The sequence below is a fragment of the Shinella kummerowiae genome (assembly GCF_009827055.1).
GTDB lineage: Bacteria > Pseudomonadota > Alphaproteobacteria > Rhizobiales > Rhizobiaceae > Shinella > Shinella kummerowiae.
The window spans coordinates 85584-107770 of sequence record NZ_WUMK01000009.1; the positions used below are offsets into that span (position 1 = coordinate 85584).

The window sequence follows — 22187 nt, forward strand, 5'->3', positions numbered from 1 at the left end:
CTGGAGCATGCTTGCAGGGCGAAAACGCGCCGTTGGGCCTCCTTTGGTCGATGCTTTCCTTTCTCCATGAAAAGGGCGCATCGCCAACCGGGCACCGTGGGCCAATCCACCGCTTTTTGAGGTGACCAATGGCCATCGCGCGGTATATTTGAAACGCGGTTTTCCTTTTCGAGACCGGCGACCACCCGCAGCCACCAAAATATCGAAAGCACACATGACAGCCGCCGTTTCCCCGCCTGCGCGTTCCAGAACCTACCTTGCCGTGCTTGTCGTTCTGGGACTGACCCATCTTCTCAACGACCTCATGCAATCTCTCATCCCGGCGGCCTACCCCATTCTGAAGGACGCCTATGCACTTGATTTCGTGCAGATCGGCATGATCACCATGACGTTCCAGATCGCCGGCTCGCTGCTGCAGCCGGCCATCGGCATGGTGACGGACAAACACCCTGCCCCCTATTCGCCCGTCGTGGGAATGATGTTCACGCTGTCGGGCCTGGTCAGCCTCGCCTTCGCACACAGCTATGCGGTGATTCTCGTCTCCGTCGCGCTGATCGGCATCGGCTCCTCCATCTTCCACCCGGAGGCGACGCGCATGGCCCGTTATGCCGCAGGCGGCCGGCAAGGATTGGCTCAGGGGCTCTTCCAGGTCGGTGGCCAGGCTGGCGGCGCGCTCGGCCCGGTCTTCGCGGCCTTCATCATCGTGCCCTTCGGACAGCCGAGCCTCTCCTGGTTCGCGGCCCTCGCCCTGCTGGCCATGATGCTGCTGGTGTGGATCGGCGGTAAGCAGCGGGAAATCAGTGCCGAGTTCGCGGCAATGCGCGCGAACGGCAAGAAGACGGGCAGCGCAGTACGGCACGCCCCGGCAACGATCGCCGTCGCCCTCACCGTCCTGACACTGCTGATGTTCACCAAGAACGCCTATGGCGAAAGTTTCCGCTCGTTCTACACGTTCTATCTCATCGAGCGGTTCGGCCTCTCGATCCCGTCGGCCCAGATGATGCTCTTCATCTTCCTCCTGGCCTCGGCCGCCGGTGCACTGATCGGCGGAATCGTCGGCGACCGGATCGGCCGCTACCGCATCATCTGGATCTCCGTCCTCGGACCGCTTCCCCTGACCCTCATCCTGCCGCATGTCGATCTCTTCTGGACCGGCGTGCTGACGGTAATGATCAACCTGATCATGGCGAGCGCCTTCGCCTCCATCCTGATCTACGCAATCGAACTCCTGCCCAACCGGATCGGCCTGATCGGCGGCCTGTTCTATGGCCTGAATTTCGGGCTGGGCGGCATCGCCGCGGCCATTCTCGGCGTGCTGGCCGACAGCTACGGGGTCGAGACCGTCTACAAGATCTGCTCGGTGCTGCCACTTGCAGGCCTGCTCGCATGGTTCCTGCCGAAGATCGAGGAAAGAGGCAGTTAGGCCCAGCCGACGACGGCCTATCAACCCGGTTTCTCAAACGGACGCCCCTGGCACGGCTGAACGCGGCTTTGGATTGCAAGCGATTGATCCGTGGACGTGCCCAGACCACTTCCCACAGGCACCGACGAGCCTGTATAAGCGGCAGGTAAGGTTAAGTGGGATGACGAATGACGAAGAAACCGAAACTGGAACATTCCGAACTGTCCGGAGAATTCACCGAGGACGATGTGACCGTGCTCGTCGACATCTACCGCCCGGCAGGCACCCAGCAGGACTGGAAGATGGAGGTCGTCACGCAGAACGAGGACCTCTTCGAATGGGATGAGCCGTTCCCGACCGATCGGGAAGCGTTCGACGAATTCCTCGCGACCGTGGCACGTGACGGGATTCATTCCTTCCTCGACGAGGACGACGTGCCGACGACCCATTGATCGACGGACCCGGCGATCATCGCGGTTTCCACCGGATCTGTGATCCCAACCATCAATCGTACCTGTTTCGAGCCTTCATACCTGACCGCGTGTGACGGGCGGATTCGCGCTTTTTTGCCGGTGCCGGAAGCCCTTGGCGGAGGCGCTTGACTTCCTTGATCCACAATGAGAACATACCAAGAACAAATGGAGGTTCTCATGCAGATGGATGCGGTCGAACGTGCGCGTGAAATCATCGCCTCTGGCCAGTCGCTTCGCGAAAAACAGCTCGCCAATCGCGCCGAGATCCAGCGCAAGGTCGAGGCGGCGGCCAAACCGCTCTATGTCCTCAAGAGCAAGAAGCAGCTGGAGCTGCGCCTGCAATGATCCGCGCACCGCAACGCCGGGACGACGCCGTTCCCGATGAAGCCAGGGAAATCCTCGACCTTCACAAGGGCGATGCGCTCGAAGCGCTTCGCACGCTGATCGCCGAGCGCGATGCGGTGGAGGAGCGGCTGGCCTTCGCACGGCTCGCGGGCCGGATGCAGATACGCGGCCGGCGGATATGATCGCACAGGGAGTGGACGCAGGCCGCGCCTTCTGGCAAAAGCGCCGCAGGACGCGACTGCCGATAGTTTTAGATCGGGGTCGGGTGACCGATTGACGTCACGTCGCTGCCGCGAGATCACGCTGGCCGTCCTTATAGCCATGTGAACCGTGCGTTCACGCTCGTCTTGTTCCCCACTTCGCCGGCCGCATACAGCCGATCTCGCCAGCCTGCAAAGGGCAGCCGTGGCGCGAACTGTTGCAAATCCGCAAGGTTCACGGGCCTTCGACAGGGATAGAAACAAAGTTTGCTGGCGGTGATTCCCCTTTGCCACGCGCTGCGCTATGGCGAAATTGAGGCTCGATTTCCGAGTCGCCCGTTTTCCGGCCGCACCGAAGTCCAAGGACATGGCACAAATGAACTCCCGCATTGCAATTCTTGCAGGCCTGACGCTTGCTCTCGCAGGATGCACCACCGTCGCCGTCGCTTCAAACCCGCTCCAGGCCCGCTGGAACGGCAAGACCGCCGGCAGTTTCTTTGCCGCCTACGGCCCGCCGATCTCCGACATTGACGGGCCGGGCGGCACGACGCTCTACAAGTGGCGCGGCGGCTTCTCCAAGGGACGGTCCTGCACGGTCGAGCTGACGGTGAACGAGGCCTACAAGATCGACAATATCCGCGCCATCGGCGATCGCGTCGATCCCAAGGGCGGCCCGACGCACTGCGAAAAGGCTCTCGACGCCGCGAAGTAAACGCAGCGTTCGATCAATCCTTTCAAGGCCGTGCGGAAACGCGCGGCCTTTTCATTTGGAGGACGGAATGGACGAAGACCGCCTGTACCACGACCCTGAGCTTGCCGATTTTTATGACCTCGAAAACGGCTGGGAGCGGTCGCCCGACTTCGCCTATTGCCTGACCTTCGCCGAGGCGGCCGAAAGCGTGCTGGATTTGGGCTGCGGCACCGGCGCGCTTGCCGTCGCGCTGTCTGGCGGCCGCAGGGTCGTGGGCGTCGATCCGGCGCCGGCGATGCTTGCCATCGCGCGGGAAAAACCCGGCGCGGATGGCGTGGATTTCATCGAAGGCGACGCGCGCACGCTGCGGCTTGGCCGTCGCTTCGAGCGTATCGTACTGACCGGCCATGCCTTCCAGGTGTTTCTCACGCCGGATGATCGGCGCGCAGCCCTTGCCACCATCGCCGCGCATCTGGCACCCGGCGGCCGCTTCATCTTCGACAGCCGCAACCCCGCCTGCCGGGAATGGGAGGAATGGGGGCCGGAGGATTCGATGCGTATCGTCGAGCATCCCCGCTTCGGCGCCGTCGCGGCATGGAACGACGTGGCCCACGATGCGCAAACCGGCATCGTCACCTACGGCACGCATTACGAGATCCACGCGACGGGCAAGCGGCTTTCCGCCGCCTCCCGCATCGCTTTTCCCGAGAAGGCGGAACTGGAGACGCTGATCGCCGAGGCCGGCCTCTCGGTGGAGCGATGGCTCGCCGACTGGGAGGGCAAGCCATGGCAGCCCGGCGCAGCGGAGTTGATCCCGATCGGCACGCTCGCCTGAGCGGGCACCGCGTTCGGCGCGGCGCCCTGCCCTCCTTGCTCAGACGGAGCGGGTCAGACCACCATCGACGCGGATGTTCTGGCCGGTAATGTAGCCCGCCCCTTCGGAGGCAAGGAAGGAGACGGTGGCGGCGATTTCCTCGCTGGTGCCGTAGCGCTTCATCGGCACGCTATCGCGCCGCTCCTCGGTGCCCGGCAGGCTGTCGATCCAGCCCGGAAGCACGTTGTTGATGCGGACATTGTCGCCCGCATAGGTGTCGGCAAAAATCTTCGTATAGGCGGCAAGGCCGGCGCGGAAGACGGCGGATGTGGGGAACATCGCCGACGGCTCGAAGGCCCAGGCGGTGGAGATGTTGACGATCGACCCGGATTTCTGCGCCTGCATGATCGGCGCCACCAGCCGCACGGGACGGATGACGTTCATCAGGTAAGTGTCCATGCCCTTGTGCCAGTCCTCGTCGCTGATCTCGATGATCTGCGCACGCGGGCCGTGGCCGGCGCTGTTGACGAGCACGTCGATGCGCCCCCAGGTCGAGACCGCAAGGTCGACAAGCGCCTTCAGGTCATCGGCCGACTGGTTCGAACCCGTCACGCCGACGCCGCCGAGTTCCCTGGCCAGCGCCTCGCCCTTGCCGGAGGAAGACAGCACCGCCACCTTGAACCCATCCGCCGCAAGCCGCCGCACCGCTGCCGCCCCCATCCCGCTGCCGCCCGCTGTGATCACGGCTACCTTGTTCGTACTCATACTGTGTTCTCCCGTCTGTGTCAGGCGACGGTGATAACACTTTCCATGGGCAAGGACGAACGGGTTTACGGAGGATTATCCACTAGCAATCTGCGGAGATCGCCTTCCTACAACCCTCCATATCAAACGCGTGGTGGAAATGACCGAAAGCCTCACGGGCTAGTTCGATGATCGGGGAAATGAGTGGGCCGAGCGGCAAAGAACACAACCATATACACAATATAGTTGCATTACGCGTATTCTTCCCGCATCCTGCCGCCACAATGAAACACGTGTGAAGCATGTCAAATCCGCCGCCGGGGATCCGGCGCGCGATCGGCTGATTGCTGCCTGCCGGAAGACACGAGCATGAAGAAACGCCTGCCTTTTCACACCTTTCTCGACGAATTTCTGGTCGCCTGTGCGGCCAGTGTCGACAAGAAGACAGACACGTTGATCGATGCCGTCTTTGCCGCGCGCTACATCAAGGCCCCCTTCGATGAGAGCTGGCCGGACAGCGCCATGAAGCTGCTTTGCAACAACGGGCTGCTGCGCGGCTCCTATACCCTTGGCAAACCCACCCTTTACAACCTGACGGGGGAAGGCTTGCTGCGTGCCGAGATGCTCGCGGCAGAGCGGGGCGAGGATCTCGATGAGCTGATCGAGGCGCATGCCCGGCCGGTCGCTCGCAAGCAGACGACGGGCGAGATCGTTCCGTTCCCGATCCTGCGGCAGTTGGATAGCCCCGTGCTCAGCGTGCAGGAAGACGGCCTGCCGGCGACCCTGACGCTCGGGTCTCTCATTGCCTTGCGCGGCACGGCTAAGGCGGTCAGCCGGGATGTAAAGGCGGTCGTCGCGGCCATTCAGACGAAACGTCTCTTGCCGGAGGCGGATCAGCCGGAATGGTCTGAACATCTTCCCCGCATCGAGATGGGCCGAAACCTGCTCAAGGCGGCGCAAGTCTACGAGGGCATGCTGCATTTCTGCCTGCTGGCACCGCTGCAATGGGTCTTGCCGAGGGTGACGCAGAACTCGACACGGGAAGAGGTTGAGCGCCTTGTTGCGGCCATGGAGAGGCTGCGTGAAACCTAACGGCCGATTTCGCCAAGCCGCCGGGATATATCGCGGGCGAGGATTTCGGCGTTTCGGCCGACGATGACGCTTTGATGGTTGCCGCGCATATCCACCCATTCGGCGCGGGGTAGGAAGCGCGGCCAGATCGCCTTTGGATCACAGTCAACCGGTGAGCCACCGATCGCACGATAGTAGGTGAGCGTGCCCGTATAGCGTTCGGGCCGGTAGAGGCCCTTCATGCGCAGGAGCTGACGCGCGGCCGCATCGTATCGCGGCGGATAGTTGCCGACCCATTGCGGCGCCAGGCCCGGATAGTGCTCTGCGCGCGGATCGGCGAAACGAAGCGCAAGCGGCTTCAGCGTCCGCCGCACGGCCGACAGCAGCGTGGCCCGCCCCCTTCGCTCCGGCGTGCCCCGTTCGGACGCGCCCTCGGGGTTCGCCCGGCTTTGTTTGTTGGTCGCCCATCGGCGTGCGGCGCGTTTTGCCATGAAGCGCAACCAGACGGGCAGCGGCCAGCAATGCTCGCCCTGCGGCGCGTCGATCACGCCGAGAAAGGCGATGTCGTCGCCGCGTGCCGCCAGCGCCCGCGCCAGCTCGAGGGCAAAAATGCCGCCGAACGAATAGCCGAGCAGGCGGTAGGGCCCGCGAATGCCGGCGGCATCGAGCCCGCGCAGCGATTCGGCAATCTCGTCGGCCACCAGGGCGGGATCACGATTGCCGCGCCCGAACTGCGTCAGCACCATGCCCAAGACCTGGCCGGGAAAATCCAGCCGGTCGATAAGATCCTGTATTTCCAGAAAGCAGCTGAGACCGCCGGCGAAGACCACGAGCGTCTCGTCCGGGGCGCCCGGGCGCACGTCGATGAGCTTGCGCAAGCTGTGCATGCCGTCTTGAGGCGCCGATTCGACGAAGGCACCGACCGTCGCATAGGCATAGAAGCAGTTCACATCCAGCTCTATGCCCGTCTCGCTCCAGAAACGGGCGATGACACGCAGCGCGCGGTTGATCGTCAGGCCGCTGCCGAGCAGCCGATCATCCAGCGCGACGGGCTTTTTCAGTTCTTCCTGTAAAATCTCGAGAAGCCGGCCGGAAAGTCCCTGTGCCGCACTATCCATGCCAACTCCAAGTTCCATTCCTCTTGGAGACAAGCCGACCCCCGGAACTGCCCCAACGTTTTGTCAAATCACATTACACGCGACAGCCCGCCCGGCAACCCATGAGCGAGCCCGCACAATCTTATCCAACGATTTGAAGATGAAACCGTCAAGCACCCCTCCCCGTCATGCAGCCGAGAGGACCCGGCCACTGCGGGGAGCACGAGGCGAGAAGCCCGCCGAAGCACTTTCGGCGGGCTGCCACATGTTTAATCCAGCAGGTCGGCCGGAACCTTCCCGCCATTGTCGGCGAGCGCCTTCATCAGGGCCTTGTGCAGCCAGATGTTCATGGTGGCGGAATCGCTCTTGTCGCCGGTATAGCCCAGCTCGTCGGCAAGCTCCTTGCGCTCCTGAAGGCTGGCATCCATGCCGAGCGCCTTCATCATGTCGACGATGGAGCGGCGCCAGTCGAGCTTCTGGCCATTCTTGGCAACAGCCGCATCGAGGATCGCGGCAACATCGACCGGTTGGCTCGGTGTCGTCGTCGCCGGGCGGTTTTCCACGGGGGTCACGACCGCATCCTTGCCGGCCGTCGGCGTCGCGGCCATATCGGCCGTCGCCGGCTTCACGGCGTCCGCCGTGATCGTTTCGGCCGCCTGCTTGTCTTCCGCCTTGCCGAAGAGCTTTTCCTTGATGGAACTGAAAATACCCATAGTAGACTCCCTGTTGCTTCGCGCCCGCTTTCGCGCGGCGTGACGAAACAATAGGGTCGCGGCCTGTCATTTCAATGAATGCTTTTTAAACGGCGCGGCATCATGGGTCGATTTAGCGATACAGCGCACGATGCATTGGTCCGGAGCAGGCTGTCGGCGGATTTCATGAAACAAACCACGGCTGGGGCGCCAGGACGAAAAGCCAGCCTACTTTTTAAGCGTTAAATTAAACAACTATCTGTCTTTATTGACTATTTTTCACAAAGATTGTAGCATCAGACTGTAACGTTCGGAGGCTATACGAGGAAAAATATGGCACGGGTGAGCCACCTTCTGCGACGTGTTGCAAGCTACTATGCGTGCTTAAAAGTGCCGACCCAGCTTGCAGGCATCATCGGCAAGAAGGAATTGGTGAAGGCCCTCGGCACCAAAGACGAGACCGTAATAGCGCCGACCGCACGTTGCAAGAGGTGCCACCGCTCACCCAAACGCGATCTACGCCCGCACGACCGACTGCTTAAACATTAGCAAAAGGGGAAGAGCCTGAAACCAGCCTACCGATGAATAGACGGTGAGATTGCAGGGCATTTTGTGCTCTTCATGAGCGGCGTAACCAACGCTTCCAGAGTTGTCACACGAGAACAGGCCAAGCGCGACAAAACGAGTAAGCGAGAAATTTAGAGCTTGCTCATCGACGTTGAAGTCCGTTGCCCTTAGTCGCAGCGACTCACGCCGCATCTCTGCAAGATCGATCTCAAAAAGACGGTCAAGAACTCGCTTGTCTTCAGGTTCAAGTTTACTAATAACATTCGTAACAATCGCGGTTATCCCAATCGAACCTTTACTTGGATCGACGGCGTTCGCGATGTAGTTCGCCCACATTTCCTGTAATCCATCGTCACTTTCTAATGAAACTGCCTCGATTAGCGGGATACTTGCACGTTCCTCCACGCGCAGGACGCTTGAATCCATTCCCAATGACTTCAGATGTTTTTCGGTTTTGATCGCGACCGAAGCACGATTACGTATGCGGAATCCTCTTGCGGAGTCTGCTAGCGCGCCTGCGTAAGCCGCTATCGCCTCTTGAAATGTTTCGGCGAGATACCGACCGCCCTTTTCGCCCGCCTCGATAGCCTTTCCTGTCGTCTTCGCAACTTCAGCAGCAGCCTTGAACCCCTCGTCGCCGATCATTAATCCTTCCTTTGTCCAGATTCGACCTGCTTGGCTTTAACGCGTGCTATGCGAGCCGGCTTTACAAAGAGACGATCCAGAAGATCGTCGGTCAAATCTTGGAGCGCTTCCGCTTCACCGGAAGTGTATGGATCAGTATCATGAGCGGCGTCGTTGCCGTCCATCAGAGCAACATCCGCGAGTTCTACGATTTCCTCATCCAAGATTTTGAGCTGGCCGAGAGCAGCAACGCGCGCGCGAGGCGCGTCCGCAGGTTTCTTTCCAGCTAGACGAGAATCGGTCGCGTAGATTTCTTTTGTTGCCACATCAATCGTTTTACGAAACATCGCTCCGGCGGCGTCGAAAAGAGACAACTGACGACAACGCGCTGCTTGTCGAAATAGCTCCTGCACTCGATTCGGCACATCGGCCGATAAAATCGGATCATCGGGCAGTGCGATAATCGCTTGTTGAGAAAAATAACGCCCCTTATCTAACGCTCCGGTCACGTTCGAGATGTGAGACTGCAGCTGACCTTCATAGATACTGCCGTGGCCGCAAGCTTTACATACGAAGAATACCTCCGCATTTAGGCCATCTGTGCTTGTCATCGCCACCGCATCTAACTGCGAGACAACGCTGCAACGAATGCACTTCCTAATCAGGTGGGCCATTTTCTTAATACCGAATCGACGCAGTTCCAGTAGCGTATTGCATCAATGGGCTTTGTGGGAGAGTAGGACTACTATTTGCAGTTGACCGGTGTGGATCATCCGCAAGCGTGTAACACTTAGAGGCTCCTAATTAAACCTAATAGACTGAATTTATTGAGAAATTATGCCATGGCTGGGGCGCCAGGATTCGAACCTGGGAATGCCGGTACCAAAAACCGGTGCCTTACCGCTTGGCGACGCCCCAACACGGCGGGAGCCTGATAGCAAAGGGCGGGCGGGCGGACAATGGTTAAGTTCCGGTTTGTGCGATTATTCTCGCCAGGACACGCTCGATTCATCGGCGACCGGCAGGCTTCGTGCTTGGCAGGCGGGCATGGCGAGGCTAGGGTCCGGCCGATAGATCGTACTTCCGGCGGCAGGTCACCCGTTCAGCCGGGGTTGTGAGCCTGCCGTTCTTTCACGAGGAACCGCCATGTCCAAGTTCCGCGCCCGCCCGCCGGCCGTGCCGACCATTCTCCTCGACGATGCGGTGGTGCGCGTCACGCGCTGGGATTTTGAGCCGGGCGCCGATACCGGCCACCATGTGCATGGGCTCGGCTATGTGGTGGTGCCGATGACGGATTGCGACTTCCTGATCGAGGAGGAAACGGGCGAGCGGCGGGTGCACAGCAAGGCCGGCGCGGTCTATCGGCGCGAGGCCGGCGTGGCGCACAATGTCGTCAATGGCGGCGACAGCCCGATGAGCTTCATCGAAATCGAATACAAGTGAAGACCGTGGCGACCTCCAAACAAGACGACAGCCGGGAACCCCCGCATTTCAATCTCGACTTCAAGCCCGCCTATGGCGAGGCGGTGCCGGTCGCGGCGCGCGTCCAGCGCATCACCGTCAACAATCCGAGCCCCTTCACCTTTCACGGCACGAACAGCTACATCGTCGGTGACCGCTCGGTGGCGGTGATCGATCCCGGCCCGGAGGACGAGGCGCATTTCCAGGCGCTGATGGCCGCACTTGCCGGCCGCGAGGTGACGCATATCGCCGTCAGCCACACCCACCGCGACCATTCTCCCCTCGCCCGCCGGCTGAAAGCTGCGACCGGCGCGATTATCGTCGCGGAGGGGCCGCACCGAGCCGCGCGGCCGCTGCATGCCGGCGAGAGCAACCCCTTCGCCGAGAGTTCGGATATCGACTTCGTGCCGGACATTGCGCTTGCCCATGGCGACAGGGTGGAGGGCGACGGCTGGGCGCTGACGGCGCTGCTGACGCCCGGCCATACCGCCAATCACGCCGCCTTCGCCCTCGACGGGCCGGACGGCATCGTCTTTTCCGCCGACCATGTCATGGCATGGGCGACCAGCATCGTCGCGCCGCCGGACGGCGCCATGGCGGACTATATGGCCTCGCTTGAGCGCCTGCTGGAGCGGGACGACCGCCTCTACTTTCCCGGCCATGGCGGGCCGGTCACCGAGCCGGCGGCGTTCCTGCGCGGGCTGCGCACACACCGGCGCATGCGCGAGCGGGCGGTGCGCGAACGCATCCGCGCCGGAGACCGGCTGATCGCCGACATGGTGAAGATAATCTACCGCGAGACGGATCCCCGCCTGCATGGCGCGGCGGCCCTTTCGGTGCTGGCGCATCTGGAGGATCTGGTCGCGCGCGGCGAGGTGGTGACCGAGGGGCCGCCCTCGCTGACGGGACTGTATTTTCCCGCCCCCGGCCTCTGATCAATCGCCGGCGATGCCGAGCAATTCAGCGTCGAGCGCCTTCAGATAACCTTCCACAAGGGACGCGCCGATGCCGAGATCGTGCGGCCCGTAGCGCGAGGCCGCGCGCATATCGACCAGAGACGTTTCCGCCTCTTCGCGCAGGCGGATGACCACATCGAAGCGGAAGCCGAACACCGGCGAGCGCCATTCGCCCTGCAGGAGAACGTCACCGGCACCCCCGACAGGCGGGATCAGTGGTGTCTCAAGCGGGCGGGCCTCGGGGATCGGCACGTCACCGAGCGCCTCGGCGCCCTGCGTTACCTTCTTCGGGTCGATCACGAGGTCTTCGAGATCGGTGAGGATGTTGTCGAGCCCGCCCTCGGCGGTAACCGTGATGCCATAGGCCGTCGCGACCTTGCGCACGCCCTGGTAGACACGGTCGAGCGCTCCCTCGTAGCGCCGGCCGGAGAGGCCGGGATAGGCATCGAGCTGCACCTCGCGGTCCCGCGGCGTGACCGTGCCGAGACGCGGCAGCCAGTCCTGCGCGGCAGACGGCTCGGCAAGCCAAGGCGGCGGCGATACCGTATCGGTCGTCACGTCGTAAAGCGCCGGCTTGTAGAAATAGGCATAGGCCGCGGCCCCCGTCACTCCGAGCGGCAGCAGCGCAAACAGCAGCGCAGCAAGGGCGGCCTTGCCGCCGCGCGCGCCAACATGCCAGAGGCGGGCAAGCCCCGTCGTCGCCAGCAGCACGGCCACCCCGGCCATCGCCGCGGCAAACCCTGCCAGCGCAAGGAAATGCGGCGTCGTCAGTGGGCCGAAGCGGTGCGACAGCACGACGGCGATGAACAGCACGCAGGACAACAGCGCCAGGCGCCGCGCCCAATAGGCCGCATGCGAAACAGGCCGTTCATACTGGATCGTGATCGCCATGGCCTCACCGGATGCGTCTGCCGTTTCCTTTCCCTAACGCAGGACGGCGGGTTTTTCCATGGGCGTTGCGTGCTCACCACTCGGCAGAAGCTCGTAGCGATGGCGAGACCACTACGCTTTCCTCGGTCGGAGGAACGCCGAAACCAAGCAAGCGATAAGCGCCGGGCCGGCCACGAACAACATCTGGAATACAAGGTAGGCGAAGTATATGTCACTACCGGTGGCAACCACGCCGACCAGCAGCAGCCCGCCAATGATCGCGAGGAAACCCATGCTCATCCGCCAGAGGAAATTTGACAACGCGTAGTCCGGAGGCGATTTCCCGAACCTGGCGTAAAGCAAAATCACAGTTGCCAACGGGAATCCGATCCACAGGGCGTATCGGACGATATCCAGCGCACCGACCACAATGAAAAAGAGCGACGTGAACATCTCCATATCGGCGTGGTCGCCCCTGGCCCCAATTTTTTCAAGTCACTTTCTACTAGTCGACATCTATCGGCGACAAAGGAGGGGCCGCGCAATGCCGTCTCATATGCAAAGGGGTTCTACCGTGATTGGAGCACTTATCGCGTAAACTCGCCTTTAAGCAGGTATCAACAGTTCAAGGCGAGGCGCGGTTCTTCGCCATTCGCGTTCCGCTTGTACTCGCAGGGCATAACGTCGAGATTGCCTTGGAAGCTATGGGATACGTCTGCATAAAAGGAATTGACGAATGCAATCTGAAAGCCCGCCGAACAGCTTCATCGTCACAGATCAAACGCTCGACAGAGAGGCGGCCTCGGCACTGGTTGCCCGCAAGATCCCGGTAACGCTGCAGCGTTGCAATCTCGACGGGGCCGATCTGTCGCGCCTGTCCTTCGCGGGGTGGAATTTCGATGCATGCCGGTTGTCGCGAGCGACATTCACCGGGGCGAAGCTGACCGAGACCCGGTGGTCGAGCTGCCACGGGCCTTTTGCCGATTTCACCGGGGCGGATCTGTCGGAGTCCGAAATCACGGGATGCGACTTCAACAATGGCGGTTTTCGCGGCGTGGCATTGACCTCCTCGTCTTTGAAGCGTTGCAAGCTGACCGGCGCAAATTTCGCGGAAGCCCGCACGCTTGGCTGCGACTTCGAGGAAATCATCTTCGCCGATGCACGCTTGCCGGGTTTTTCCTTCCGCAAGCTGCACCTGAAACAACTCGACTTCAGCGGCGCCGATGTTTCCCGTTGTGATTTCCGCGAGGCCGTTTTCGAGGCTTGCAGCCTTCGTGAAGCGCATCTCGTCGACAGCCGGTTCGATGGCGCCGACCTGCGTGGTGCTGACCTCGGAGGCGTGCGCCTGAACAATGCCAAACAGTTCAAGGGCGCGGTCATTTCGCGGGCACAGGCGGCCGACTTGCTCTCCGAGCTTGGCTTGAAAGTTCTCTAGTCAAAAGGGCGGGCGTCGAAAAAAGTCGATATGGTATGAGACGCCGCCCTCAGATCAAATCATGGTGAACGGCTCCGTTTCTCCAGTCTTCGGCACGAAATTGCTTGCGTGCCGCAAATTTGCCACGCTCGTTAACGAACGTTCACCAACGGGGGTTGAGTAAGGAGAATACGATGTTGCCGACGCAGACGGTCGATGAGACACCTGCCGCCATTTCGGCTGGCGAACCCGCTCTTCCCCTAGAGCTTCTGGAACTCGAACTCTCGCTCGACGGCTTTTCCGGCGACGATGCCGATTTTGCCGAGGCCGTGAGAACGGCCGCCGCGCAGGTTGGCGGCGATTTCCTGTTCGACCTGCCGGCCTCGGGCCTCGCAGATGACTGCCGGCGCATCGCGGCGCTGCGCGTGCCGAAGGGCGACGACGGTGCGCTTGCCGTGGTTTTTGCACTGCTCGATGCGGAGGGCGCGTCCATCCGGGTGGAAAATCCGGAAGAGAAGACAAAGGACCTGACGCGTTTCGCGGACGCGTTCATCGACGTTCTGCAGCGCATCTGAGCACTTGCGGCGCGGCGCGGACAGGCCTATCCAAGGCACGCAACAGTTTGCCGGAGTTCGCATGTCCAAGATGCTGATTCGCCTCGCCATCCTCGCCACCACCGCTCTCCTTCTCGCTGGCTGCCAGACGGCGGCGGAAGTGCGTGCCAACGACGAGAACAAGTGCCGCTCCTACGGTTTTCGCGCGGGCACGGATGCGTTTGCCGAATGCCTGCAGCGCATCGATCTCGACCGTCGCGCGGATTTCCGCGCAACCCGGGTGAACGATCCCTTCTGGGGTGGGCCAACCTACATCTACGTTCGCGACCGACGCCGCTGAGCGCGGCGCCTATCTTCCAGTAGGCCTGGGCGCCGCCAAACGCGACGCCTGATTCCCTATGCCTTGACGCCCTTGAAAGCCGCCTGAGCCGCGGCGAGCCGCGCGATCGGCACGCGGAAGGGTGAACACGACACGTAGTCGAGCCCCGCCTCTTCGCAGAAATGGATCGAGGCCGGGTCACCACCATGCTCGCCGCAGATACCGAGCTTCAGGTCGTCGCGCGTGCGCCGGCCGCGTTCGGCAGCGATGCGGATGAGTTCTCCCACCCCGTCGAAATCGAGCTGGACGAACGGGTCCTGCTCGACGATGCCCTTCTGGATATAGGTCGACAGGAAGGCGGAGGCATCGTCACGCGAGATGCCGAAGGTCGTCTGCGTCAGGTCGTTGGTGCCGAAGGAGAAGAATTCCGCCGATTCGGCAATGACATGGGCGCGAAGCGCCGCACGCGGCAGTTCGATCATCGTGCCGACGAGATAGTCGATGGGAACACCGCTTTCGGCGATGACCGCCTTTGCGACATCCTCGATGCGGGCCTTCACATAATCCAGCTCGGCCTTCAGGCCGACGAGCGGCACCATGATTTCCGGCACGACGGCAGCCCCCGTCGCGCGTGCGGCTTCCGCCGCCGCCTCGAAGATGGCCCGGGCCTGCATTTCGGCGATTTCCGGATAGGAGATCGCCAGGCGGCAGCCGCGATGGCCAAGCATCGGGTTGAACTCGTGCAGCGTATCGACACGCAGGCGCAGCACCGCCTCGTCGATCGACAAAGCGGTCGCCACTTCGGCGATCTCCTCGTCCGTCTTCGGCAGGAATTCGTGCAGCGGCGGGTCGAGCAGGCGGATGGTCACCGGCAGGCCATGCATGATCTCGAACAATTCGACGAAATCCGAGCGCTGCATGGGCAGCAGCTTTGCCAGCGATGCGCGGCGGCCGGCCTCATCCTCGGCAAGGATCATCTCGCGCATCACATTGATGCGGCTGCCCTCGAAGAACATGTGTTCCGTGCGGCAGAGGCCGATGCCTTCCGCGCCGAAGGAGCGGGCCGCGCGGGCATCCGCCGGCGTTTCGGCATTGGTGCGCACCTTCATGCGTCGCGTGCGATCGGCCCATTCCATGATGCGGCCGAAATCGCCCGAAAGCTCCGGCTGGAGCATGGGGATCTCGCCCTTCAGCACCTGGCCGGACGACCCGTCGATGGTGATGATCTCGCCACGCTTCAGCGTCACACCCTGGGCGACGAGCAGTTCGTTGCGCAGGTCAACGCGCAGCGTGCCGGCGCCGGAGACGCAGGGCGTGCCCATGCCGCGGGCGACGACCGCCGCATGGCTGGTCATGCCGCCGCGGGTGGTCAGGATACCCTCGGCGGCGTGCATGCCGTGAATGTCTTCCGGGCTCGTCTCGATGCGCACGAGGATGACCTTGCGGCCCTCTTCCTGCGCCTGCACGGCATCTTCAGAGGTGAAGACGATCGCGCCCGTCGCGGCCCCCGGCGAGGCCGGCAGGCCGGAGCCGATGACGTCCCGGCGCGCACGCGGATCGATGGTGGGATGCAGCAGCTGGTCGAGCGAGGCGGGATCGATGCGCGCAACGGCCTCGCCTTCGCTGATCAGCCCTTCCGTCGCCATGTCGACGGCGGCCTTCAGCGCCGCCTTGGCGGTGCGTTTGCCCGAGCGGGTCTGGAGCATCCAGAGTTTTCCCCGCTCGATGGTGAATTCGAGGTCCTGCATGTCGCGGTAATGCCGCTCCAGCCGGTCGCAGATGGCTCGGAATTCGGCGAAGGCCTCCGGCATCAGCTTTTCCAGCGACGGCCGGTCGGAGCCCGACGCGATGCGCGCCTCTTCCGTGATGTTCTGCGGCGTGCGGATGCCGGCAACGACATCCTCGCCCTGCGCATTGACGAGGAACTCGCCGTAGAGCTTGTTCTCCCCCGTCGAGGGATTGCGCGTGAAGGCAACGCCGGTGGCCGACGAATTGCCGAGATTGCCGAAGACCATGGCCTGCACGTTGACCGCCGTGCCCCAGACAGCCGGAATATTGTGCAATGTCCGGTAGGTGATGGCGCGGGCATTCATCCAGCTTGCGAAAACGGCGCCGATGGCACCCCAGAGCTGGACTTCCGGATCCTGCGGGAACTCCTCGCCCAGTTCTTCCCGGATCGCGTCCTTGTAGCGAGCAATGACATGCTGCCACTCGACGGCGGAAAGCTCGGTATCCTGCTCGTGGCCGAGCCGCCCCTTCTCGTCCTCCAGAATTTCCTCGAAGGCCTCGTGGTCGAGGCCCATGACGACATCGCCATACATCTGGATGAAGCGGCGGTAGCTGTCCCAGGCAAAACGCGCGTCACCCGCATCGTGGCCAAGCGCCTGCACCGTGCGATCATTGAGGCCGAGGTTGAGCACCGTGTCCATCATGCCCGGCATGGAGGCGCGCGCGCCCGAACGCACGGAGAGCAGCAGCGGCTTCGTCGTATCGCCGAAGACGCGCCCGGTGATCGCCTCCATGTGGCGGATACCGGCGCGGACCTGATCCTTCAGGCCTTCCGGCAGCATGCGGCCATTGTCGTAATAGTGGTTACAGGCGGAGGTAACGATGGTGAGGCCGGGCGGCACCGGCAGGCCGAGATTGCACATCTCGGCAAGGTTTGCGCCCTTGCCGCCGAGCAGATTGCGATCGCCCGCACTCCCCTCGGCACGACCATCCCCAAAGGTGTAGACCCACTTCTCCATCGACGCCTCCCCAAATGCGTTTTCTCAATCTACATGAACAGCATGTCTTTGAAAACGCGACATGATGAGTTTTTTGCTGCATTGCATCAAAATTACGACGGCGACGCAAAATTATAAAAACCAAATATAAAGCCGCGCTCCGGCAGGAACACGGCTTGTCTCTCTGGCAACACCGGGGCTCAGTTTCCCTCGATGGAAAGCCCCTGGTCATTGAGCTTGATCTCGACGCCATCCGGCTGTTTTTCCTCCTGGTAGGCATAGTAGGAAAATCCGGCCACCACGACGATGAGTGCGCCGATGATCATGTAAAGTGCATTTCTATCCACGTTTCGTCCCCAGTTGTATCAGGCACCTGCAAGGCGCAGGTGCCTGTCAATGCACAAGGCGGGACTTTGTTCCGCGAGAATGGCGTGAAACCAGTCTGCGCATCGCCCGGGCCTCACAAAAAACATCGCGGCGAACATCACGAACACCTTGTGCAAGCCAAGGTGGAAATGGTACTTTTCAATCACCATAATCGAGCATGCAAAACAATAGAGACCACCTGGACGAGGAAATGTCATTTCCTGCCCGGAGGGGTGAAGCTCTGCGTTCTTCCGAAGCAAAACACCGCGTGGCGCGCGTAATTCCGGCCTCATGGTGAGCATGCCGCTGCGATACTTATCGATGAAAATGGAGCAATCCTACTAAAACAGAGGGAGAGGATCATGCCGACAAGTATCCCCAGTTCATGGATGCCGGATGCCGCCATGAAACGTGTCCATGTACACTGGACCGCTGGCGCTCACACGGCCAATAGCACGGACAAGAACTCCTACCATATTCTTGTCGAGGGCGATGGAAACCTCGTCCGGGGTGACAAATCGATTGCCGCGAATGCTGCGGGCTCGGGAATGACACCCGCCTCCCACACGAAGAACGCCAATACGGGAGCAATCGGCATATCGATGTGCTCGATGACCGGCGCGCAAGAGAGTCCATTTTCCAGCGGGAGCCATCCGCTCCAGGAAGTACAGTGGGACACCATGATCAAAGCGGTTGCCCAATTGGCGAAGCGCTACGACATCCCTGTAACCAGACAAACCATACTGACCCATGCCGAGGTTCAGCCAAATCTCGGCATATTGCAGAATGGCAAGTGGGATATAACCCGTCTGTCTTTTACGAATTCATTCGTCGGTCACCGCCCCATTGGCGATGAGATGCGTCGCCGGATTGCCATCGAACTCGACGGCCTGAACCCTTCGATGGGTGGCGGCCTGTCATCCGATCTCAAGCTTCCCCGTTTTCGCGTGAAGGGCGTGGCTCCTTCCACATTGAATTTCAGGTCGAGCCCCGGCGGAGACAAGGTTGGGGAACTGCCGGAGAACACTCTGGTCGAGCGTATCGCGATGCAGCAGGCCTGGTGGCAGGTTCGAACGCCGAAGGGCCATGTCGGATGGGTTTCGTCGGACTTCCTTGTCGCGGTAGCTTGAAGTCTAACCGGTAGGGATCACACGCGACGCGCACCAGGCGCGGCGCGGATGCCATGTGCGTGCTTCGGAATGGTCGAGAGTGTGTTCCCAAACCCGGCAGGATGACCTTTGAATCCGGCGACAGGGGGCTGTTTGACGATGCCGTCCGGGCCGGACTGGCCTACGACGCCTCGCGCAGTTGCTCGGCCGTCTGCAGGTCCACCGACACCAGTTGCGACACGCCCTGCTCGGCCATGGTGACGCCGAAGAGGCGGTTCATGCGGGCCATGGTGATGGGGTTGTGGGTGATGATGACGAAACGGGTCTCGGTGGAGGCCGCCATCTCGTCCATCAGGTTGCAGTAGCGCTCGACATTGTGGTCGTCGAGCGGCGCGTCCACCTCGTCCAACACGCAGATCGGCGCCGGGTTGGTGAGGAAGACGGCGAAGATCAGCGCCATCGCGGTCAAGGCCTGCTCGCCACCGGACAGCAGCGTCATGGTCTGCGGCTTCTTGCCGGGCGGACGAGCGAGAATTTCAAGGCCGGCATCGAGCGGATCGTCGCTCTCGATCAGTTGCAGCTCCGCCGTGCCGCCGCCGAACAGGTGGGTGAACAGGCGCTGGAACTGCACATTGACCACGTCGAAGGCGGCAAGCAGGCGTTCGCGGCCTTCGCGGTTGAGGCTCTGGATGGCCGAACGCAGCTTGCGGATCGCCTCGATGATATCCTCGCGCTCGGCGACGATGGCATCGAGCCTTTCCGTCAGTTCCTTCTGCTCCTCCTCCGCGCGCAGGTTGACGGCGCCGAGGCGTTCGCGCTCGATCCTCAAGCGATCGAGATCCCGTTCGCGGTCGCGCGGATCCGGCAGCGGTGCATCCGCCGGATGCCCGGCGAGTTTCAGTGCCTCGTGCGGCGCGCAGGAGAGCGCCTCGCGGATACGCACCTCGCCCTCCACGCGGCGCTCGCGGGCCGAGACGAGGCGTTCCTCCACACGGCCGCGCGTTTCGCGCGATTCGGCGAGTTGCGACAGGGCGGTGGTGGCGGTGCGGTCGGCCTCGCGCTGGTGGTTTTCCGCCGCCTGCAAGGCGTCGGCCGCTTCCCGGCGCGCAGCTTCGGCATTGCTCAAGCCGGTCAGAAGTTCGCGGCGCTTCTCCTCGATCTCGTCGGGCGCCTCGACCAGCTCTTCCACTTCCTCGCGCGCCTCGCCTTCGCGGTCTCGCAGCGTGGCGATATGTTCCTGCGCGTTGGCGGCGCGGCTCTTCCACGTTTCGCGCTCGGCGGAAATCGCCATCAGCCGGCGGCGGCGGTCGGCCATTTCGCGCGCAAGGCCGTCATGGGCAGCGCGTGCCTCGGCAAGCATCGCCCGGTCGGTTGCGACCTCCATCGTGTGGGTACGCAGGCGAAGGTCGAGATCGGCAAGGTCAGGAGCGCCTTCCAGCGCAGCGCGCGCGTCCTCCAGCGATTGCGCGGCTTCCTCGGCCTGCGCCTCGATCTGCACGCGCGTCTCGGCGAGCACGGCACGGCGGCGAATGAGATCGCCGGAGGCGCGCTCGGCGGCTTCCAGGGCATCACGCGCTTCGGCAAGCGCACGGCCGGCATTGCGCTGCGCCTCGCGGGCCTGCTGCTGGCGCTGCATCTCGGCGCGGATCACCTCGCCGGCACGGGCGAGATCGGCTTCAGCATCCGTCAGCGCCGCGCGCGCGTCCTCCAACGCGGCTTCGAGTTCCGCAAGGCGGTTCTTTTGCTCGAGACGCAGTGCGGCGGCACTCGGCGCGTCGGCGCCGGTGACGTGGCCGTCCCAGCGGAAGACGGCGCCTTCGCGGGTGACGAGCCGCTGGCCGGCCCGGAGGTGCGGCAGGAGGGAAAGCGCCTCATCGACGCTTGCGACGATGCCGATCTGGGCAAGCCGGCGGTGCAGCACCTTTGGCGCACGGACATGGCTGGTGAGCGCGGTCACGCCGGCCGGCAGATGCGGATCGTCCGACGTCGTGCCGGTCAGGCGCCAATGCACCGGAGCGGCGCTATCGGCAGGCGAATCGAGATCATCGCCAAGGGCCGCACCGAGCGCTGTTTCATAACCGCGATCGACATGCACATCATCGACGACCGGCGTAAAGGAACCGTCCGCGCGACCAGCCTCCAGCATGCGGCGGATGGTGCGGGCCTCCGTCTCGATACCGGCAAGGCGCGCACGCGCCGTATCGACGGGACCGCGCAGGGCGGATTCGCTGAAACGGGCTTCCTCCAGCGCCTCCTCCACGGCAACCAACATCTCGCCGGCCGCTTCCAGCACCTCTTCGGCCGATTGCACGGCAGCGCGGCGCTCTTCCGGATCGGGCAGATCGGCGATGCGGGCATCCATCTCGGTAAGGTCGCGCGCCTGCGCGTCAAGCTGCTGGCCGAGCCGCAGGTGGCGTTCGGACAGGTCGCGGATCGCCTTTTCAAGCTGGTTGCGCGCGGCCTGCGCCTCGGCGCGCTCGGCGGTGACGGTAGCGAGGGCCTCTTCGCTCTCGGAAAGCTTGGCGGCAGCTTCCTTCATCGTCTCGCGGGCGGCCCCGGCGCGCTCATCGGCCTCGGCGAGGATTTCGCCGATTTCTTCCTCTTCCGCCGTCAGGCGCTCCAGCACGGCAGCGTTGTCGGCCACCATGCGCTCCTCGCGAACGATATCCTCGCCAAGCTGCGCAAGGCGGCGGGTCAGTTCGTCGCGGCGGCGCAGCAGCCGGGCGGAATCTTCCTCCAGCTGCGCACGGGCGATCTGCAGACGCTGCAGCACGGCGGCGAGTTTCGCCTCGTTGTCGCGCAGTTCCGGCAGCTTCAGGCTGGCGACGGCCTGGTCCTTGGCGGCCTGCATCTGCGCATTCGCCCGCTCGGCGACGAGCGAGGTCGCCTGGTTGAGCTGGCTTTCCGCCTCGCCTTCCGCCTCCTTCGCCTGCACCCAGCGAATGTGCAGCAGCATGGCCTCGTGGCGGCGGATATCGGCCGACAGCGCCTTGAAGCGGTTCGCCTGGCGCGACTGGCGCTTCAGGCTCTCTATCTGGCTTTCGAGCTGCGAGGTGACGTCGTCGAGCCGTTCGAGATTGGTTTCGGCGGCGCGCAGGCGCAGTTCCGCCTCGTGGCGGCGGGAATGCAGGCCGGAAATGCCGGCGGCCTCTTCGAGCAGCTGGCGGCGGGCCTGCGGCTTTGCCTGGATGAGCTCGCCGATACGGCCCTGCCCGACCATGGACGGCGAGCGCGCGCCGGTGGAGGCATCGGCGAAAAGCAGCTGCACATCCTTGGCGCGCGCTTCCTTGCCGTTGATGCGGTAGACCGAACCGTTCTCGCGCTCGATGCGGCGCGTGACCTGTATTTCGTCCTGGTCGTTGAAGGCGGCGGGCGCGGTGCGATCGGAATTGTCGAGATAGAGGCCGACTTCGGCGGTGTTGCGCGCCGGGCGCTGGCCGGAGCCGGAGAAGATGACGTCGTCCATGCCGGACGCCCGCATGTTCTTGTAGGAATTCTCCCCCATCACCCAGCGCAACGCCTCGACGAGGTTCGACTTGCCGCAGCCGTTCGGCCCGACAATGCCGGTGAGGCCGCGCTCGATGACGAATTCGATGGGTTCGACGAAGGACTTGAAACCGAGCACGCGGAGCTTGGTGAACTTCATGCGTTCACCCGTGCCGCAAAACAAAAAGCGGGCGCACGGCTTTCGC

The 22187-nt window shown here is 62.7% G+C and carries 24 protein-coding genes and 1 tRNA gene; 14 read left to right on the top strand and 11 right to left on the bottom strand.

The window, feature by feature from the left end; all coding sequences use genetic code 11:
- Positions 1-214 precede the first annotated feature (214 nt).
- The 6 genes from GR138_RS22555 to GR138_RS22580 all read left to right on the top strand — a co-directional run bounded on the left by GR138_RS22555 (position 215) and on the right by GR138_RS22580 (position 3946).
- On the top strand, positions 215-1423 hold the full coding sequence (locus GR138_RS22555) for an MFS transporter (protein ID WP_160861516.1): 1209 nt from the start codon (positions 215-217) through the stop codon (positions 1421-1423).
- 167 nt (positions 1424-1590) lie between these two features.
- Positions 1591-1854, top strand: a complete 264-nt coding sequence (locus tag GR138_RS22560) for a hypothetical protein (protein ID WP_160861517.1) — start codon at positions 1591-1593, stop codon at positions 1852-1854.
- Between the two features lie 198 nt (positions 1855-2052).
- Positions 2053-2220, top strand: a complete 168-nt coding sequence (locus GR138_RS22565; protein WP_160861518.1) for a hypothetical protein — start codon at positions 2053-2055, stop codon at positions 2218-2220.
- Positions 2217-2402: a hypothetical protein gene (locus tag GR138_RS22570; protein WP_160861519.1), complete on the top strand. Its 186-nt coding sequence runs from the start codon at positions 2217-2219 to the stop codon at positions 2400-2402. The genes GR138_RS22565 and GR138_RS22570 overlap by 4 nt, the downstream gene beginning before the upstream one ends.
- 394 nt (positions 2403-2796) lie before the next feature.
- Complete coding sequence (locus tag GR138_RS22575; protein ID WP_160861520.1) at positions 2797-3132, top strand: hypothetical protein; 336 nt, start codon at positions 2797-2799, stop codon at positions 3130-3132.
- Positions 3133-3199: 67 nt separating this feature from the next.
- Positions 3200-3946 carry a class I SAM-dependent methyltransferase gene (locus tag GR138_RS22580; RefSeq protein WP_160861521.1) on the top strand — a complete coding sequence of 249 codons (747 nt, stop codon included), beginning with the start codon at positions 3200-3202 and terminating at the stop codon, positions 3944-3946.
- Between the two features lie 39 nt (positions 3947-3985).
- Here the strand turns inward: GR138_RS22580 and GR138_RS22585 are convergent, their stop codons facing one another.
- Positions 3986-4690 (bottom strand): SDR family oxidoreductase, encoded by a 705-nt coding sequence (locus GR138_RS22585; protein ID WP_160861522.1) that lies wholly within the window; start codon positions 4688-4690, stop codon positions 3986-3988.
- Between the two features lie 348 nt (positions 4691-5038).
- Between GR138_RS22585 and GR138_RS22590 the strand changes: the two genes are divergently transcribed.
- Complete coding sequence (locus GR138_RS22590) at positions 5039-5761, top strand: hypothetical protein (RefSeq protein ID WP_160861523.1); 723 nt, start codon at positions 5039-5041, stop codon at positions 5759-5761.
- On the opposite strand, the gene GR138_RS22595 is transcribed toward GR138_RS22590, so the two are convergent.
- Both GR138_RS22595 and GR138_RS22600 read right to left on the bottom strand, forming a co-directional pair.
- Complete coding sequence (locus GR138_RS22595; protein ID WP_160861524.1) at positions 5758-6858, bottom strand: thioesterase domain-containing protein; 1101 nt, start codon at positions 6856-6858, stop codon at positions 5758-5760. The two genes, GR138_RS22590 and GR138_RS22595, sit on opposite strands and share 4 nt — an antisense overlap.
- Positions 6859-7106: 248 nt before the next feature.
- Complete coding sequence (locus GR138_RS22600) at positions 7107-7550, bottom strand: DUF3597 domain-containing protein (protein WP_160861525.1); 444 nt, start codon at positions 7548-7550, stop codon at positions 7107-7109.
- A 312-nt stretch (positions 7551-7862) separates the two neighbouring features.
- Here GR138_RS22600 and GR138_RS30980 point away from each other — a divergent pair, with 312 nt between their 5' ends.
- Positions 7863-8078 (top strand): DUF6538 domain-containing protein, encoded by a 216-nt coding sequence (locus GR138_RS30980; RefSeq protein ID WP_420853698.1) that lies wholly within the window; start codon positions 7863-7865, stop codon positions 8076-8078.
- Here GR138_RS30980 and GR138_RS22605 read toward each other — a convergent pair.
- The 3 genes from GR138_RS22605 to GR138_RS22615 all read right to left on the bottom strand — a co-directional run bounded on the left by GR138_RS22605 (position 8046) and on the right by GR138_RS22615 (position 9638).
- Complete coding sequence (locus GR138_RS22605) at positions 8046-8741, bottom strand: Abi-alpha family protein (protein ID WP_160861526.1); 696 nt, start codon at positions 8739-8741, stop codon at positions 8046-8048. The two genes, GR138_RS30980 and GR138_RS22605, sit on opposite strands and share 33 nt — an antisense overlap.
- Complete coding sequence (locus GR138_RS22610; RefSeq protein WP_160861527.1) at positions 8741-9394, bottom strand: DUF4145 domain-containing protein; 654 nt, start codon at positions 9392-9394, stop codon at positions 8741-8743. The genes GR138_RS22605 and GR138_RS22610 overlap by 1 nt, the downstream gene beginning before the upstream one ends.
- Before the next feature lie 169 nt (positions 9395-9563).
- Positions 9564-9638, bottom strand: a tRNA-Gln gene (locus GR138_RS22615).
- Positions 9639-9866: 228 nt separating this feature from the next.
- Between GR138_RS22615 and GR138_RS22620 the strand changes: the two genes are divergently transcribed.
- The gene (locus tag GR138_RS22620; RefSeq protein ID WP_160861528.1) at positions 9867-10163 is read left to right on the top strand and encodes a cupin domain-containing protein; all 297 of its coding nucleotides are present in this window, start codon (positions 9867-9869) and stop codon (positions 10161-10163) included.
- A 5-nt stretch (positions 10164-10168) separates the two neighbouring features.
- Positions 10169-11116, top strand: coding sequence for an MBL fold metallo-hydrolase (locus GR138_RS22625; protein WP_160861529.1), 948 nt, complete (start codon positions 10169-10171; stop codon positions 11114-11116).
- On the opposite strand, the gene GR138_RS22630 is transcribed toward GR138_RS22625, so the two are convergent.
- Both GR138_RS22630 and GR138_RS22635 read right to left on the bottom strand, forming a co-directional pair.
- Positions 11117-12022 carry a DUF1499 domain-containing protein gene (locus tag GR138_RS22630; RefSeq protein ID WP_160861732.1) on the bottom strand — a complete coding sequence of 302 codons (906 nt, stop codon included), beginning with the start codon at positions 12020-12022 and terminating at the stop codon, positions 11117-11119.
- A 117-nt stretch (positions 12023-12139) separates the two neighbouring features.
- Positions 12140-12460 carry a hypothetical protein gene (locus GR138_RS22635; RefSeq protein ID WP_160861530.1) on the bottom strand — a complete coding sequence of 107 codons (321 nt, stop codon included), beginning with the start codon at positions 12458-12460 and terminating at the stop codon, positions 12140-12142.
- A gap of 283 nt (positions 12461-12743) precedes the next feature.
- On the opposite strand from GR138_RS22635, the gene GR138_RS22640 reads away from it, so the two are divergent.
- The 3 genes from GR138_RS22640 (at position 12744) to GR138_RS22650 (ending at position 14315) form a co-directional block, all read left to right on the top strand.
- Positions 12744-13442 carry a pentapeptide repeat-containing protein gene (locus tag GR138_RS22640; protein WP_160861531.1) on the top strand — a complete coding sequence of 233 codons (699 nt, stop codon included), beginning with the start codon at positions 12744-12746 and terminating at the stop codon, positions 13440-13442.
- Positions 13443-13615: 173 nt separating this feature from the next.
- Positions 13616-13996: a hypothetical protein gene (locus GR138_RS22645; protein WP_160861532.1), complete on the top strand. Its 381-nt coding sequence runs from the start codon at positions 13616-13618 to the stop codon at positions 13994-13996.
- Positions 13997-14057: 61 nt separating this feature from the next.
- Positions 14058-14315: a hypothetical protein gene (locus GR138_RS22650; RefSeq protein ID WP_160861533.1), complete on the top strand. Its 258-nt coding sequence runs from the start codon at positions 14058-14060 to the stop codon at positions 14313-14315.
- 56 nt (positions 14316-14371) lie between these two features.
- Here GR138_RS22650 and ppdK read toward each other — a convergent pair whose 3' ends face one another.
- Positions 14372-17041 carry a pyruvate, phosphate dikinase gene (gene ppdK, locus GR138_RS22655; protein WP_160861534.1) on the bottom strand — a complete coding sequence of 890 codons (2670 nt, stop codon included), beginning with the start codon at positions 17039-17041 and terminating at the stop codon, positions 14372-14374.
- A gap of 179 nt (positions 17042-17220) precedes the next feature.
- Positions 17221-17367, bottom strand: a complete 147-nt coding sequence (locus GR138_RS30330; protein WP_202402813.1) for a hypothetical protein — start codon at positions 17365-17367, stop codon at positions 17221-17223.
- 381 nt (positions 17368-17748) lie between these two features.
- Between GR138_RS30330 and GR138_RS22660 the strand changes: the two genes are divergently transcribed.
- The gene (locus GR138_RS22660) at positions 17749-18516 is read left to right on the top strand and encodes an amidase (protein WP_160861535.1); all 768 of its coding nucleotides are present in this window, start codon (positions 17749-17751) and stop codon (positions 18514-18516) included.
- A 160-nt stretch (positions 18517-18676) separates the two neighbouring features.
- Here the strand turns inward: GR138_RS22660 and smc are convergent, their stop codons facing one another.
- Complete coding sequence (smc, locus tag GR138_RS22665) at positions 18677-22141, bottom strand: chromosome segregation protein SMC (RefSeq protein WP_160861536.1); 3465 nt, start codon at positions 22139-22141, stop codon at positions 18677-18679.
- Positions 22142-22187: the final 46 nt, after the last annotated feature.

What these genes read in the sequence shown, in the direction of transcription:
- GR138_RS22660 (WP_160861535.1), top strand. Translation starts at nt 17,749, where the DNA reads ATGCCGACAAGTATCCCCAGTTCATGGATGCCGGATGCCGCCATGAAA.
- GR138_RS22640 (WP_160861531.1), top strand. Translation starts at nt 12,744, where the DNA reads ATGCAATCTGAAAGCCCGCCGAACAGCTTCATCGTCACAGATCAAACG.
- GR138_RS22645 (WP_160861532.1), top strand. Translation starts at nt 13,616, where the DNA reads ATGTTGCCGACGCAGACGGTCGATGAGACACCTGCCGCCATTTCGGCT.
- GR138_RS22595 (WP_160861524.1), bottom strand. Translation starts at nt 6,858, where the DNA reads ATGGATAGTGCGGCACAGGGACTTTCCGGCCGGCTTCTCGAGATTTTA.
- GR138_RS30980 (WP_420853698.1), top strand. Translation starts at nt 7,863, where the DNA reads ATGGCACGGGTGAGCCACCTTCTGCGACGTGTTGCAAGCTACTATGCG.
- GR138_RS22565 (WP_160861518.1), top strand. Translation starts at nt 2,053, where the DNA reads ATGCAGATGGATGCGGTCGAACGTGCGCGTGAAATCATCGCCTCTGGC.
- ppdK (WP_160861534.1), bottom strand. Translation starts at nt 17,041, where the DNA reads ATGGAGAAGTGGGTCTACACCTTTGGGGATGGTCGTGCCGAGGGGAGT.
- GR138_RS22570 (WP_160861519.1), top strand. Translation starts at nt 2,217, where the DNA reads ATGATCCGCGCACCGCAACGCCGGGACGACGCCGTTCCCGATGAAGCC.
- GR138_RS22610 (WP_160861527.1), bottom strand. Translation starts at nt 9,394, where the DNA reads ATGGCCCACCTGATTAGGAAGTGCATTCGTTGCAGCGTTGTCTCGCAG.
- GR138_RS22555 (WP_160861516.1), top strand. Translation starts at nt 215, where the DNA reads ATGACAGCCGCCGTTTCCCCGCCTGCGCGTTCCAGAACCTACCTTGCC.
- GR138_RS22585 (WP_160861522.1), bottom strand. Translation starts at nt 4,690, where the DNA reads ATGAGTACGAACAAGGTAGCCGTGATCACAGCGGGCGGCAGCGGGATG.
- GR138_RS22620 (WP_160861528.1), top strand. Translation starts at nt 9,867, where the DNA reads ATGTCCAAGTTCCGCGCCCGCCCGCCGGCCGTGCCGACCATTCTCCTC.
- GR138_RS22650 (WP_160861533.1), top strand. Translation starts at nt 14,058, where the DNA reads ATGTCCAAGATGCTGATTCGCCTCGCCATCCTCGCCACCACCGCTCTC.
- GR138_RS22605 (WP_160861526.1), bottom strand. Translation starts at nt 8,741, where the DNA reads ATGATCGGCGACGAGGGGTTCAAGGCTGCTGCTGAAGTTGCGAAGACG.
- smc (WP_160861536.1), bottom strand. Translation starts at nt 22,141, where the DNA reads ATGAAGTTCACCAAGCTCCGCGTGCTCGGTTTCAAGTCCTTCGTCGAA.
- GR138_RS22635 (WP_160861530.1), bottom strand. Translation starts at nt 12,460, where the DNA reads ATGTTCACGTCGCTCTTTTTCATTGTGGTCGGTGCGCTGGATATCGTC.
- GR138_RS22590 (WP_160861523.1), top strand. Translation starts at nt 5,039, where the DNA reads ATGAAGAAACGCCTGCCTTTTCACACCTTTCTCGACGAATTTCTGGTC.
- GR138_RS22600 (WP_160861525.1), bottom strand. Translation starts at nt 7,550, where the DNA reads ATGGGTATTTTCAGTTCCATCAAGGAAAAGCTCTTCGGCAAGGCGGAA.
- GR138_RS22580 (WP_160861521.1), top strand. Translation starts at nt 3,200, where the DNA reads ATGGACGAAGACCGCCTGTACCACGACCCTGAGCTTGCCGATTTTTAT.
- GR138_RS22575 (WP_160861520.1), top strand. Translation starts at nt 2,797, where the DNA reads ATGAACTCCCGCATTGCAATTCTTGCAGGCCTGACGCTTGCTCTCGCA.
- GR138_RS22560 (WP_160861517.1), top strand. Translation starts at nt 1,591, where the DNA reads ATGACGAAGAAACCGAAACTGGAACATTCCGAACTGTCCGGAGAATTC.